Annotated in this window: 10 protein-coding genes; 7 read left to right on the top strand and 3 right to left on the bottom strand. The window is 73.3% G+C overall.

All coding sequences use genetic code 11. The features are described from left to right. The first annotated feature begins 28 nt into the window (after positions 1-28). On the top strand, positions 29-1,318 hold the full coding sequence (locus FOF48_RS19085; RefSeq protein ID WP_143903688.1) for a YecA family protein: 1,290 nt from the start codon (positions 29-31) through the stop codon (positions 1,316-1,318). On the opposite strand, the gene FOF48_RS19080 is transcribed toward FOF48_RS19085, so the two are convergent. The 3 genes from FOF48_RS19080 to zigA all read right to left on the bottom strand — a co-directional run bounded on the left by FOF48_RS19080 (position 1,315) and on the right by zigA (position 5,207). Continuing rightward, a complete protein-coding gene (locus FOF48_RS19080) occupies positions 1,315-2,487 on the bottom strand; it encodes a cyclic nucleotide-binding domain-containing protein (protein WP_143903686.1) in 1,173 nt (390 codons plus the stop codon). The two genes, FOF48_RS19085 and FOF48_RS19080, sit on opposite strands and share 4 nt — an antisense overlap. Positions 2,488-2,572: 85 nt before the next feature. After that, on the bottom strand, positions 2,573-3,670 hold the full coding sequence (locus tag FOF48_RS19075) for a cyclic nucleotide-binding domain-containing protein (RefSeq protein WP_255442380.1): 1,098 nt from the start codon (positions 3,668-3,670) through the stop codon (positions 2,573-2,575). A 289-nt stretch (positions 3,671-3,959) separates the two neighbouring features. Continuing rightward, a complete protein-coding gene (gene zigA / locus FOF48_RS19070; protein ID WP_143903682.1) occupies positions 3,960-5,207 on the bottom strand; it encodes a zinc metallochaperone GTPase ZigA in 1,248 nt (415 codons plus the stop codon). A 235-nt stretch (positions 5,208-5,442) separates the two neighbouring features. Here zigA and FOF48_RS19065 point away from each other — a divergent pair, with 235 nt between their 5' ends. From FOF48_RS19065 to FOF48_RS19040, 6 genes are all read left to right on the top strand, one after another. Then, on the top strand, positions 5,443-6,795 hold the full coding sequence (locus FOF48_RS19065; RefSeq protein ID WP_143903680.1) for a sialidase family protein: 1,353 nt from the start codon (positions 5,443-5,445) through the stop codon (positions 6,793-6,795). After that, positions 6,792-7,433, top strand: coding sequence for a hypothetical protein (locus FOF48_RS19060; protein WP_143903678.1), 642 nt, complete (start codon positions 6,792-6,794; stop codon positions 7,431-7,433). The genes FOF48_RS19065 and FOF48_RS19060 overlap by 4 nt, the downstream gene beginning before the upstream one ends. Continuing rightward, positions 7,430-8,674, top strand: a complete 1,245-nt coding sequence (locus FOF48_RS19055; RefSeq protein ID WP_143903676.1) for a YncE family protein — start codon at positions 7,430-7,432, stop codon at positions 8,672-8,674. Before FOF48_RS19060 ends, FOF48_RS19055 begins: the two co-directional genes overlap by 4 nt. Further along, positions 8,671-9,387 carry a c-type cytochrome gene (locus FOF48_RS19050; protein WP_143903674.1) on the top strand — a complete coding sequence of 239 codons (717 nt, stop codon included), beginning with the start codon at positions 8,671-8,673 and terminating at the stop codon, positions 9,385-9,387. The genes FOF48_RS19055 and FOF48_RS19050 overlap by 4 nt, the downstream gene beginning before the upstream one ends. 104 nt (positions 9,388-9,491) lie before the next feature. Then, positions 9,492-11,957, top strand: a complete 2,466-nt coding sequence (locus FOF48_RS19045; RefSeq protein ID WP_143903672.1) for a PAS domain S-box protein — start codon at positions 9,492-9,494, stop codon at positions 11,955-11,957. Between the two features lie 320 nt (positions 11,958-12,277). Further along, positions 12,278-13,063 (top strand): hypothetical protein, encoded by a 786-nt coding sequence (locus FOF48_RS19040; RefSeq protein ID WP_255442379.1) that lies wholly within the window; start codon positions 12,278-12,280, stop codon positions 13,061-13,063. Positions 13,064-13,173 lie beyond the last annotated feature (110 nt).

The following is a 13,173-nucleotide window of genomic DNA, read 5'->3' as shown; positions in this document are numbered from 1 at the left end:
CGGGCGCTTTCGCTTACGGTGCCGGCCCGTGAGCCCTTCCAAGCCCGGCCGCAACGACCCGTGCCCCTGTGGCAGCGGGAAGAAGTACAAGGCCTGTCACGCCGCCGAGGACCGCGCCAAAGCCGCGCCGCCTCCCACCGCCCCCGCCCATCCGCTGAAGCAGGACCTGGAGGGCGCCATGGCCCTGCTGGGCGACGCGGACGTGTCCCGCCTGTCGCAGGCGCTGGAGCACCTGGGCGCGCTGCTCTCCAGCGCCGGTCCCCAGCCGGGGCTGCGCTACGACGACACAGCCTTCAGCGACCACGTGGGCCAGGCGCTCGCGAAGCTGGCGGCGCGGGAGGGCCTGGATGCCATGGAGGCCCGGAACACGCTGCGGGTGGGCGTGGTGCGGGAGCTGGGCACGCGGAGCTTCCAGGAGAAGCTGGGCGCGGGGCTGCTCGCGCAGGTGGCCCGGAGCGGGCGCACGCCGGAGGAGCGCCGGGCGCTGTGCGTGGGCGCGCTGCTGGCCACGGCGGCGAAGAAGACGGGCAAGGTGCGGCCGGAGGACAACCCGGTGCTGGACGTGGTGTTCGACGTGCAGTTCCGCGAGTGGAGCCAGAAGCACGCGGAAGGGGTGCGCAAGTACGAGGCGCTCATCGCGGGCATGGAGCCGGAGTCGCTGACGCCGGAGGCCTCGGAGGCCCTGCGCCGCGCGGAGGCCGGGGAGCTGGACGCGCTGGTGAAGCACGTGCAGGCGGACCCGGCGCTGGTGGAGCGCATCTCGCGCGAGGCGAAGGAGCGCGCGCAGCGGGTGGAGGCGAAGTTGCGCGAGCCGTCCACGCCGTCCGTCTTCTCCCCGGAGGAGGAGCTGTGGCTCACCTGCGTGCTGTGGGAGCCCCTGCGCGCGATGAAGACCCAGCCCAAGGACGCGCAGGGACGGCGGGAGGTCATCGCCGCGCTGCTGCGCGCGGTGAAGGGCGCGGTGGACGCGGACTTCCTGGAAGGAATGCTGGAGCGGCTGCGCGAGGGGGCCAAGGACCCGGCGGCGGACGAGGCCACGCGCGAGTGGCTCACCGACGCGGCCATCGCCTTCGAGGCGGAGCCGGCGCGGCTGGTGCTGGCGGCGCTGCTCACGGCGCGGCAGGAGGCGCGGGGGCGGAGCGCGGAGGAGCTGGTGGCGCTCGCGGACCTGAAGGCCCTGCCCGCGTGGACGCCGGAGCAGCTGGAGCCGTACCGGCTGCTGCTGGAGAAGGAGGGCCGCGCGGCCGGCGCCCAGCGCATCCACCGCGCGCAGGACTGGCTGCGCGAGCACCCGGTGAAGCTGGACGCGGAGGGCTAGACGATGAGCGCCTTCGCGGTCTGCTGAAGGCGCTCCGTGCCCATGCGCATCAGCAGGCCCTTCAAGCCGGGCTGACTCACGACGTGCCGCTCGAAGGCGGCGCGCTCCAGGCGCAGCACCACGCAGGCCGTCTTCGTGCGCACCGTGGCGGACACGGGCTTGTCGAGCAGCAGCGAGATTTCACCGAACACGTCGCCTTCGCGCAGCTCGGGCAGGGCCACGGTGCGGCCCGCGGGCTGCGACAGGGACAGCTGACACTGGCCTCGCAAGAGCAGGTAGAAGGCGTCCCCTGGCTGGCCCTGGGTGAGCAGCACCTGGCCCGCGGGGATGGCGCGCAGGTCGAACTCGCGCGACATCGCCTGCTTCAGGGTGGGCGACAGCTGGGTGAACAGCGGGCTGGTGCGCAGCAGGTTCTCCACCAGCCGCCGCTGGTAGAAGTCCTGCACCGCCGCGTCCACCTCCGGGTGCGCCGCGCTGACGCGGGACAGGGCCTCGCGCTTGAACTCCAGCAGCACGGAGCGCTGCCGCACCTCCACGCTGGCCAGCCTGGGCCCCTCGGACACCAGCGCCACCTCGCCGAAGAAGTCCCCGGGCCCCAGCGTGGCCACGGGCTGGCGGGCGTTGCCCTCCACCCGCCGCGTCACCTCCGCCTGTCCCTCCACCAACGCGAACATCGAAGCCCCCGGCTGGCCCTCCTCCACCACGCGCTGGCCCGGCCAGAAGGCCCGCACCTCCAGCGCCTCCACCAGCGCCACGAAGGCCTCGCGCCCCACGCCGGACAGGACCGGGACGTGCGTGTCCGGGCGCTCCGCGAGCCACGCGAAGGTGGGGGCCAGCGCGCCGGGAGGCCGGGCGAAGCGCTCCGCCAGGGTGAGGACCGTCCTCGGCCGCGCGCCCCGGAGTCCGCGCGACAGCACGGCGGCGGCCACCGCGCGCAGCAGGTCTCCCGCCTGGGTCCAGGCGAGCGCGGCGTCGTCGTAGGCGCGGGCGGCCTCCGGGGTCCGCTCCAGCCACTCCAGCAGCTCCGCCACGCGCTGGTGGCCTTCGGCGTCCCCAGGTGAGGCGCGCAGGGCGTCCTGGTAGCCCGCCAGCGCCGCCTCCAGCTTGCCCTCGGTGGCGAGGGCCGCCGCCTGGGCCTTCAGCGACCGAGCATGTGGGGTGTCCGCCATGCGGGCCTCTGTAACCCAGCTGCCCGGCGCACGCATCCGTTCGCCGGTCGCGGCGGGGTGTTGGTGGACACCCACCGTCGGCGCTTCAGCTGCTCAAGTCCCTCACGCGCTCCGCCAGGCTCTGCGTGAAGAGGCGGTAGATGCGCAGGGCCGCGGCCTCGTGCGTCTCCAGGAAGTATTGGAAGTCCGTCCGCGTCACCCGCAGCGCGCGCACCACCGTGTGCGCGCGCACGTGCGCGGACACCGGCCCGTCGAGGATGAGCGAGATCTCCCCCAGGAACGCGCCCGGCCCCAGCATGTTGAGCTGGCGCGCGTCCCGGCCCGGGCCCGTGGACACGCTCACCATGCCCTCCAGCAGCACCACCAGCCCCATCCCCTTCGCGCCCTTCTCCAGCACCGTCGTCCCCGCCGGCACCAGTACCGGCCGGGCCAGCCGGTAGAGGTCCCGCATGTCCTCCAATGACAGACCATCGAAGATGGGAATGGCTTTCAGATAGCCATACCCATCCACCACCGGCGGCGCCTTCTCCGCCGCGGCCGCGCCCTCCGGCGGCGACGCGAGCCCCAGCCGCTGGAGCAGCCGCGCCTGCTCCGCCTGGAGCAGCACCGCCCCCGTCCCCGTCGCGTGCTTGATGCCGTCCGCCAGGAGCACCAGCGCGCGCCACGTCGCGCCCTCCGCGTCCAGCAGCTCGCACATGCGCAGCACCGCCTCCGGCCGCTGGCCGTCGTCCACGGGCACCGCGCGCAGCATCTCCAGCTCCGCGTGCGCGTTGCCCAGCACCCGGAACACCTGCGCCGCCTCCATGGGCCGGTGCATGCGGCCCAAGAGGTGCGCCAAGGACTCGCGCGCGCCCAGCGCCTGGTACAGCGCCAGCGCCTGCTCCAGCGAGCCCGCCCGCTCGAAGGCCCCCGCCGCGCGGGCCTGCTCCCCCACCCTCAGCCACGCCTCCGCCGCCAGCAGCGGCGCCCCCGCCTGCTCGTACAGCGGCGCCGCCCCCAGGTCGTCGCCATCCGCCTCCAGCAGCCGCGCCGCGCCCGCGAAGTCGCGCGCCTGCCGCAGCACCTCCACCAGACGGGCACGCGTGTCGGCGGGGACCGCCAGCGCCTCCTCCAGGACCCGCTCGCGCTGCCCGGCCCCCATCGCCTCGTAGGCGCGCATCGCCTCCGCGAACGCCCCCTGCATCACCCGCGTCCACACCCCTCGCGTGACACTGGAACCGGGGCCCCCGGCCTCATCGCTCAGGTTCGAATCCACTGGAGTCACGGCCTTGTCGTTCCCCCCGGACACCCTGGCGGACAAAAGGGTGGCCTCACCTGTGTCCGGGACCTCAATTCCGTAGCATCCCGAAACAGGGAAAGCCAGCCATCACGGGAGCTTAAGGCAAGCGTTGGACACTTTCTCCACCGCCCTGCATGGGTGCGCGAGACCTGGGAGGTTGGGGGCCTGGGGCCGCGACCCAACGCGCCTCCACTCAGCCGGCGCGCGGCTCCAGGGGGTCTTCGTCCGGTGCCACCCGCCGCCATTCGGGAAACGGATCCTTCAGCCGAGCCCACGCCGCGGGCCCCTTCGCCAGCTCCGCGGGGGTGAGCAGGCAGCGCTCCAGCGCCGCCGCCAGCGCGTCGTGGTCCGCGTCGCGGGTGATGAACACGACCTCCTGACGCCGGTCGCCGTGGGGCCCGCCCGCCACGTCGCGCTCCACCTCCGCGCGCACCTCCGGGTCGTCGGGCCACTCCTCGCGCGGCGTCGCGGCCCACCAGAGGCCCGCGGGTTCGAAGCCGCACGCGCCGCCCGCCTGGGCCCACAGGCCGGTGATGTCCATGCGCGTCGCCAGCCAGAAGAACCCCTTGCTGCGCAGCACCCCCTTCCAGCTCCCGTGCACGAAGTCCCAGAAGCGCTTCGGGTGCAGCGGCACGCGGCTGCGGAAGACGAAGCCGCGGATGCCGTAGGACTCGCTCTCCGGCAGGTGTTCGCCGCGCAGCTCCTGGAGCCAGCCGGGGGCGCGGCTCGCCCGCTCGAAGTCGAACGCGCGCGTGTCCAGCACCTCCCGCAGCGGCACCCGGCCCCGCTCCGACCGGAGGATGCGCGCCTGGGGATTCAACCGGCGCAGCACCGCCTCCACCCGCCCCAGCCCGTCCGCGTCCACCAGGTCCGTCTTGTTCAGCACCAGCACGTCCGCGAACTCCACCTGCTCCACCAGCAGGTCCACCACCGTGCGCTCCTCCTCCTCCGCCAGCGCCAGCCCGCGCTCCGCCAGCCCCTCCGACGCCTCCCAGTCCCGCAGGAAGTTGAACGCATCCACCACCGTCACCAGCGTGTCCAGGCGCGCCAGCGTGGACAGGCCCTGGCCCTCCGCGTCCTCGAAGGTGAAGGTCTCCGCGACGGGCAGCGGTTCGGAGATGCCGGTGGATTCGATGAGCAGGTAGTCGAAGCGCTTCGCCTTCGCCAGCTTCGACACCTCCTTCAAGAGGTCCTCGCGCAGCGTGCAGCAGATGCACCCGTTGGACAGCTCCACCAGCTTCTCGTCCACGCGGCGCAGCGCGGCGCCCCCCTGCCGCACCAGCTTCGCGTCGATGTTCACCTCGCTCATGTCGTTGACGATGACCGCCACCCGCAGGCCCTCGCGGTTGGTGAGCACGTGGTTGAGCAGCGTCGTCTTCCCCGCCCCCAGGAATCCCGACAGCACCGTCACCGGCAGGCGCGTGTCCTTGTCTTCAAGCATCGTACGGCTCCAGCATGGGTTCGCGATTAGATGTAACTCAGTTACAAGTACACATCAAGTACACATGGATGGGGTCGCGGCGCCTTCGGACGCCCTGAAGGTGGGATACCGGCCGCCTGCCCTGCGCGCGGGGAGGCGCGGTCCGGCCGGAGGGGCTCCCGAGCGCAAGCATCCCTATGCAGGCGCGCGCCCGGCGCTATCGTGGGGGGCCATGGGGCCAGCGCCGGAGCGGCGGATGCGAAAGCCACGAATCATGGGGGATGTGCGAACGGCGGCGGCCGCGGCCGCCCTGCTGGGCTCGGGCGCGGCGTGGGCGCACGCGGGCCTCCCGGAGACATCCAACGTCACGCTGCGGCGGGGACACCCCGAGGACGTCTTCGTGGGCGCCACGTTCGGAGCGATCATCTCGCGCGACAGTGGGCGGACGTGGCGCTGGGTGTGCCCGGATGCGATGGGCTATGGCGGCTGGCGCCCGGAGTCCTTCATCTGGCGCGAGACGGGGACGCTGCTGGCGGCCACCGGCAACGCGCTCCTGAGATCCAAGGACGGCGCGTGCTCGTGGTCCACGCACCCCGCCTTCAAGGACACCTGGGTGACGGGGCTCGCCGCGCAGCCCGGCGATGACGCGGTGCTGTACGCGTCCACGGGCCGCTCCACGGCGGCGAGGAACGGGCTGTTCCGCTCGGATGACGGCGGGGAGACGTGGCGGGCGCTGCCGCTCCAGCGCGACGGCATCGTCTTCTCCGCGGTGCGCGTATCGGCGGCGGACCCTCGCACGCTCTACGTGTCCGCGTGGGACACGGCGCGCATGTACCTGTTCCGCAGCGACGACGCGGGCGACACGTGGGAGGAGCTGCCCCAGGCGTTCCCGGACCTGGTGCGCCCGTTCGACTTCGTGGTGACGGCGACGGACCCCACGGACTCCCGCGGCGTCTGGGCCCGCGTGTCCGCGCAGGGCACCACGCACATCCTCCACAGCACGGATGGCGGGCGCACCTTCCCCCCGAGCCCGGGCGGAGGCATCGAGGACGTCTTCGTCAACATGGACCTCTCCGCCGACGGCGGCACCGCGTGGGTGTCCACCTACAACGCCTTCTTCCGCAGCCAGGCGGGAGGGCCCTTCACCCAGCTGGAGCTGCCCACCGGCAACGCGTGCGTGACGCGCGTGGGCGACGTGCTCTACGGCTGCGGCTCGCCGTGGCTCCATGACTGGTCGCTGGCGCGCAGCCACGACGAGGGCACCACCTGGGAGCCGCTCTTCAGCCTGGAGCAGATCCAAGGCAGCCACCAGTGTCCGGCGGGCACGCCCGTGCGAGAGCTGTGTCCGTCGCGGTGGCCCCAGCTCGCGGGGACGATTGGCGCGCCCCTCTACCCGGACGGGATGCCGGATGGCGGCGGCATTCCGGAGGGCGGCACGCCGGACGCGGGCGCCCCCGATGCCGGCGCGCCGCCCACCGACGCGGGGACGACGCCCTCCAGCCCGAAGCCGTCCTCCGGCTGCGCCGCCGCGCCCGCGGGCACCCTCCTTCCCCTGTTCCTTCTCCCCTGGTGGCGCCGCGGCCGGCGGCGCGAGGACCCCTGCCCATGACGATGCTGAGAACCTCCCTGCTGTGGAGCACCGCCGCCGTCGCGCTGCTCGGCCTGACGGCCTGTCACGGCGACGACCCCGAAACGGCCGACTGTGGTGAGCCGCTGTACGCCGGCGGCGCCACGGACGAGGCCTGGCGCACGCTGGTGGACGCCCAGAGCCGGCCCGAGGACAGCTCGCGCGCGGTGACGCTCGTGTCGCCGGAGTCCGGGCAGACGTACGCGCCGGACGCGGCAGCGCCGCTGTGGCGGTGGACGTCCCCCCTGCGCGCGTCGCTCCAGCGGCCCGGCCGCGCCACGCCCCTCCGGGAGGCCGCCCCGCGCGAGTCGAAGCGGTCGATGCTCGCGTGGCTGGGCGACCTCGTCCTGCCCAGCGCGGAGGCCCACCTGCCGCCGTACACGGGCGACCTGTACTGGGTGAAGGTGTACACGACGGGGCGCCAGTGCCCCCTCGCGCAGCTGTTGACGTCGGAGTTGCAGTGGCAACTGGATGATGGCTCCTGGCGGACGCTGCGGGACGCCGCGGGCGCGACGTTCTCGGTCCAGGTGACGAGCGCGTACCTGGTGCAGAACCGCATCACGGAGGGGCCCTACACGATGGGGTCCACGGTTCCCTTCACGCTGGGGCGCGAGAAATGAGGCGCGTGGCCTGGCTTTGCGCGCTGGCGCTGGGCGCGTCTTGCAACGATGGGGCGCTCCGGGCGGAGGGCACGCTGGAGGTGCCTCCGCTGGCGTACGCGGATCCGAACCCATGGACGCGCGGGGGCGCGACGGTGCCGCCTCCGGGGCCTTCCGGGCGGCTGCTCGTGACCAACAGCCTGGATGACTCCGTGAGCCTGCTGGACATGGACGGGCTGGGCACGCCGGGCTGGGGCGAGCTGGCGCGCGTGCCGGTGGGGCTCAACCCCGTGGAGCTGGAGGGGCCGCACCACACGGCGGTCTCCCCCGGCGGGGACTTCTACTACGTGGGCATCTCCAACTACGTGCCCGGCGGCGGCTCCGGTCCTCACGGCGCGCACGGCACCGGCACGGCGGATGGCTACTGCCTGAAGCTGAGCGCGAAGGACAACCGGCTGATCGCGTCCGCGCGCGTGGACCGCAACCCCGGTGACGTCATCGTCAGCGCGGACGGGCGCACGCTGTACCAGACGCACTTCGACCTGCTGCGCATCGCGGACGTGGCGCGTCAGGGCGGCCCGGAGGAGGACATGGTGGCGCGGATGGCCATCCTGGACGCGGCGACGATGGAGGTGAAGTCGCGGGTGAAGGTGTGCCCCGCGCCGCACGCGGTGCGCCTGTCCCAGGATGAGCGCACGGCGTACGTGGCCTGCTGGTCGGACGAGGTCGCGGTGGTGGACCTGGCGACGGAGGGCACGCCGGTGACGCGCGTGAAGGTGGCCGCTGGCGCGGGCACCGCGACGAATCCCCGCCACCAGCCTTACGCGCTCACCTTGTCGCCCACCACGGGGGACGTGTGGGTCAGCTCCCTGGCGAGCCGGCAGGTGCAGGTGCTGGAGCCCGGGACGCGCACGATGAACCCGGCGCGCACGGTGTATCTGCGCGGCTCGCCCATGTTCGGCGCGTTCACGCGGGACGGCGGCACGCTGTACCTGCCCTACCAACAGGAGGACGCGGTGGCGGTCATCGACCCGGTGACGTCCACGGTGACGCGCACGCTGCCGCTGTCCCAGGCGGGCTGCCTCAACGTGCACCAGTTCATGCTGACCCCCGACGAGCGCCAGGGCCTCGCGGTCTGCGAAGGCGACCACCTTGGCCCAGGCACGTTGCACGTCGTGGACCTGGCGGAGGGCACGGTGGTGTCCACGGTCCAGATGGGCCTCTTCCCGGACTCGGTGAGCCTGCTGCGGGGGACGCCATGAAGCGCCTTCTCGCGAGCGTGGCCGCGCTGGGGCTGGGCGCGCTGGCCGGGTGCGGTGACAGCGAGCCTCGCCCGGCCGCGGACTACGGGGAGTCGCTGTTCCAGGACGCGCGGCTGTCGGAGAGCACGTTCAACCGCTTCTCGTGCGCGACGTGCCACGTGACGACGCCCGCGCTGCCGGCGGGCCGCATCGACGCGGGCTACTCGCTGTACAACGTGGCGGCGCGGCCCAGCTGGTGGGGGGGCTACGAGACGCACCTGCTGGACGCGGTGAACTTCTGCTACGTGAACTTCATGCGCGGGGTGACGAAGCTGGAGGCGGAGGACCCTCGCTCGCGCGCCCTGTATGAATACCTGTCGCGCATCAGCCCGGACGCGCAGGCGCCCGCGCTGCCGTTCACGGTGGTGAAGGACATCGAGGACGTGCCCCGGGGCGATGCCGCGCACGGGGAGGCGGTGTACCGGGCGGCGTGCCAGGACTGCCACGGCGCGACGCACACGGGCGCGGGGCGGCTGACGGAGCTGGCCTCCGTGTTGCCGGAGGTGACGCAGGACTACGACCGGCTCTTCCCGGGCATCCCGCACGCGCAGGTCGTCATCGAGAAGGTGCGGCACGGCCAGTTCTTTGGCGTGGGGGGCAACATGCCACCCTACAGCCGGGAGGCGCTGTCCGACGCGGACCTGGGCGCCCTGCTGGCATACCTGGGGCTGTAGCCACGCACGGGCGTCCTCCCTGGCAAGCGGCCAGGCAGGACGGGAAGCGCCCGGCGTTCCGCCCCTGCCAATGCACGCCGGGCATCCGCACCTCTGAGGAATCCATGGCCTCGGCGGGTTCACAGGAGCGGGGCCCTTCGTCGGAAGGGCGCACGCCCAGGGCGGGTGCGGTCCCGTCGTCCCTGGCCGAGCTGCTGGAGCCCCACCGCGACGCCATCACGGACGACTGGGTCGCCCGCATGGCCGCCCTCGCGGCCCCCCTGCACCTGTCGCGCGAGCAGATCATCGACGGCCTGCCTGCGTTCCTTGCCGAGCTTCGCGAAGCGCTGTCGCGCGCGGAGGCCGAGGGCGTGGACTTCGACTCGCTCCACCACGAGGAGACCTCCGAGGCGCACGGCCGCAGCCGCCTGCGCATGGGCTTCGACGTGGCCCTGGTCACGCGCGAGTACACCCTGCTGCGCGACTGCATCCTGGAGCGGGCGGAGCGCGAGGGCCTGGAGCCCCCGCTGTCACAGCTGCGGCTGCTCAGCGCCTGCATCGACACCGCGCTCGCGCAGGCCGTGGTCCCGTTCGAGCTGGACAGCTCCGAGCGCCGCCGCTTCGAGGCCGATGAGCGCGAGCGCTTCTTTCAGCTGTCCCCGGACATGTTCTGCATCGCGGGCCTGGACGCGTACTTCAAGCGGGTGAACGTGTACTTCCTCCACGTGCTGGGCTGGAGCGAGGCGGAGCTCTACCAGCAGCCCTTCCTGGACCTGGTCCACCCCGACGACCGGCAGGCCACGCTCGACGAGGTGGGCAAGCTGGCCCAGGGCATCCCCACGCTGCGCTTCGAGAACCGCTTCCGCACCAAGGACGGCCAGTACCGGTGGCTCGCCTGGGCCGCGCGCCCCGTGCCCGAGCTGGGGCTCATCTACGCCGCCGCGCGCGACATCACGGAGCAGAAGGCCGTCGCCGCGGAGCGCGAACGCCTGATGGACGCCCTGCGCGACAGCGAGGGGCGCTTCCGCAACATGGCGGACCACGCCCCCGTGATGCTCTGGGTGACGGACGTGGATGGCTCCACGACCTACATGAACCGGGGCTGGTACCACTTCACCGGCCAGACGGAGGCCACGGGGCTGGGCTTCGGCTGGCTCGACGCCGTCCACCCCGACGACCTGGAGCGCACGCGGCAGACCTTCATCCTCGCCAATGCCAGACACACGCCCTTCCGGTTGGACTACCGGCTGCGCGGCCAGGACGGCCGGTACCGCTGGGCCGTCGACACCGGCTCGCCCCGCTTCGACACGGAGGGGCACTTCCTGGGCTACATCGGCAGCGTCATCGACATCACCGACCGCAAGCAGGCGGAGGTGGAGCGGGAGGCCCTGCTCGCCCGCGAGAGCGCCGCGCGCCAGGATGCGGAGGAAGCCAATCAGCTCAAGGACGAGTTCCTCGCCACCATCAGCCACGAGCTGCGCACGCCGCTGACGGCCATCCTGGGCTGGGTGCAACTGCTGCGCACCGGCCACCTGCCGGAGCCCCGCCGCGAACGCGCGCTCGAGACCATGGAGCGCAACGCGCGCGCGCAGGGTCAGCTCATCGAGGACCTGCTGGACGTCAGCCGCATCATGTCCGGCAAGCTCAGGCTGGATGTGAAGCCGGTGGACCTGTCGGCCGTGGTGCAGCAGGCGCTCGACTCGGTGCGGCCCGCGGCGGACGCGCGGGGGGTCCAGCTGGGGGCCACGGTGGACACCTCCAGCAGCGTCATGGGCGACACGCACCGGCTCCAGCAGGTGGTGTGGAACCTGCTGTCCAACTCGGTGAAGTTCACGCCCCGCGGCGGCCACGTGCGGCTGGTGGTGGCGCGGCGGGACTCCCTGGTGGAGCTCACCGTCGAGGACACCGGCCAGGGCATCCCCGAGGCCTTCCTGCCCCACGTCTTCGAGCGCTTCCGTCAGGCCGACAGCGGCACGACGCGCAAGACGGGCGGCCTGGGGCTGGGACTGGCCATCGTGCGCCACATCGTGGAGATGCACGGCGGCACCGTCTCCGCCGCCAGCGAGGGCGAGGGCCAGGGCGCCGTCTTCACGGTGCGCCTGCCCCTGTCGGTCACGCAGCGGCGCGGCCCCGAGGTGCCCACGGCGCCCCGGACCTCGGCCCCGGGCCCGGCGACCGCGCATCCCTCGGAGCTGGACGGAGTGCGCGTGCTGGTGGTGGACGACGAGGAGGACGCGCGCGAGCTGTTGAGCACGCTCCTGGAGGAGAACGGCGCCAGCGTGCTCACCGCCGGCTCCGCGGCGGAAGGGCTCCAGGTCATCCAGGCGGAGCGCCCCGACGTGCTGGTCTCCGACATCGGCATGCCGGGCACGGATGGCTACGGGTTCATCGAGCGCGTTCGCGCGCTGCCCGAAGAGCAGGGCGGGCGCACCCCAGCGGTGGCCATCACGGCCTATGCCCGCTCCGAGGACCGCACCCGCGTGCTGCGCGCCGGCTTCCAGAGCCACGTGCCCAAGCCCGTGGAGCCCGTGGAGCTGCTCGCCGTGCTCGCGTCGCTCGCGGGCCGCTTCCAGAAGCAGCCGAAGGACTGAGGTCGCGCGAGCCAGAGCGCCGCGCGCCACCGGGGCCTCGGGGCGCGCCGATGACCCGAGCACGCGCGGAGCCCGTGCACGGGAGCCACGCGCGGTGCGCCAGGGCCGTGGGGCATCGACGCCTCGGAGCACGGACCCGCGCATGGTCGGGAGCCGCGCGCGGTGCACCAGGGCCGTGGGGCATCGACGCCTCGGAGCACGACGACGACCCGCGCATGGTCGGGAGCCGCGCGCTCGGTGCACCAGGGCCGTGGGACGCCCGACACCTCTGGACGCATCCTTGTGGCCAGAGGGCGGGGACAGGGCTTAGCTTGCAGGTCATGCGTCCGCCGCCCGGACAACTGGCGATGTTCGACGCCCCGTCCCCCGGGAACACCCCGGCGCACGCGCGGCTGCCCTCGCGCGAGGACGCGCTGCCCCGCGCCGCCGAGCTGGCCCGCCGCGTGTCCGCCCTGCTGGGCATGCCCGTGCACCTGCGCCTCACCGACAACCGCGCCACCCTGGTGAGCTACCGCCGCCTCCCCGAGGGCCTCCGGCTGCGCCTGCACCACCTCTTCCTGGACGCGCCGGACCCGGTGGTGCGCGCCCTCGCCCTCTACGTGTCCGGCGACCCCGCCGCGCGCGACGCGCTGGAGGCCTTCAGCCACGCGCACCAGGCGCAGGTGCGCCGCGAACGCGAACCGGGCGAACCCCTTCGCACGCGCGGACGCTGCTTCGACCTCAAGGCCGTCCACGCCCGCCTGGACGCGGCCTGGTTCGACGGGCGCGTGCAGGGCGTGGAGGTCGGCTGGGCCCGCCGCCCCGGCCGCCGCACCCGCCGCACCATCCACCTGGGCGGCTACGACGCGCGCCTGCGCGAGGTGCGCGTCCACCCCGCGCTGGACCGCCCCCACGTGCCCGCCTTCGTCGTGGACTTCATCGTCTTCCACTCCCTGCTGCACGCGGACCTCGCCGCCGCCGACGCGGCCCAGGACGCCCACGACGGCACCGGACGCTGCGCCGCCGAACACCCCCCCGCCTTCCTCGAACGCGAGGCCGCCTTCCCCCTGCGCGAGTCCGCCTGGCGCTGGCTGCTGGACAACCTGTCCTCGCTGCGGCGCGGATGACCTGCCAGCCCCCCGCTGAGCCGTTTCCGACAGGCGGCCCCCACCTGTCCACCCAGCCCCCTGGGAAGGTGGTGGCCAGCGAGGGCCGCACACTGCATGCTGTCGCCCCG

The sequence above is a fragment of the Corallococcus sp. Z5C101001 genome, from assembly GCF_007352635.1.
Lineage (GTDB): Bacteria > Myxococcota > Myxococcia > Myxococcales > Myxococcaceae > Corallococcus > Corallococcus silvisoli.
Note: the sequence above shows the minus strand (reverse complement) of the source record. Positions and strands in the feature narration are given on the sequence as shown.

Bases quoted from the DNA above. Each gene is read 5' to 3' on its own strand.
- FOF48_RS19080 (WP_143903686.1), bottom strand. From the start codon at position 2,487: ATGGCGGACACCCCACATGCTCGGTCGCTGAAGGCCCAGGCGGCGGCC.
- FOF48_RS19075 (WP_255442380.1), bottom strand. From the start codon at position 3,670: ATGCAGGGGGCGTTCGCGGAGGCGATGCGCGCCTACGAGGCGATGGGG.
- zigA (WP_143903682.1), bottom strand. From the start codon at position 5,207: ATGCTTGAAGACAAGGACACGCGCCTGCCGGTGACGGTGCTGTCGGGA.
- FOF48_RS19065 (WP_143903680.1), top strand. From the start codon at position 5,443: ATGCGAAAGCCACGAATCATGGGGGATGTGCGAACGGCGGCGGCCGCG.
- FOF48_RS19060 (WP_143903678.1), top strand. From the start codon at position 6,792: ATGACGATGCTGAGAACCTCCCTGCTGTGGAGCACCGCCGCCGTCGCG.
- FOF48_RS19055 (WP_143903676.1), top strand. From the start codon at position 7,430: ATGAGGCGCGTGGCCTGGCTTTGCGCGCTGGCGCTGGGCGCGTCTTGC.
- FOF48_RS19050 (WP_143903674.1), top strand. From the start codon at position 8,671: ATGAAGCGCCTTCTCGCGAGCGTGGCCGCGCTGGGGCTGGGCGCGCTG.
- FOF48_RS19045 (WP_143903672.1), top strand. From the start codon at position 9,492: ATGGCCTCGGCGGGTTCACAGGAGCGGGGCCCTTCGTCGGAAGGGCGC.
- FOF48_RS19040 (WP_255442379.1), top strand. From the start codon at position 12,278: ATGCGTCCGCCGCCCGGACAACTGGCGATGTTCGACGCCCCGTCCCCC.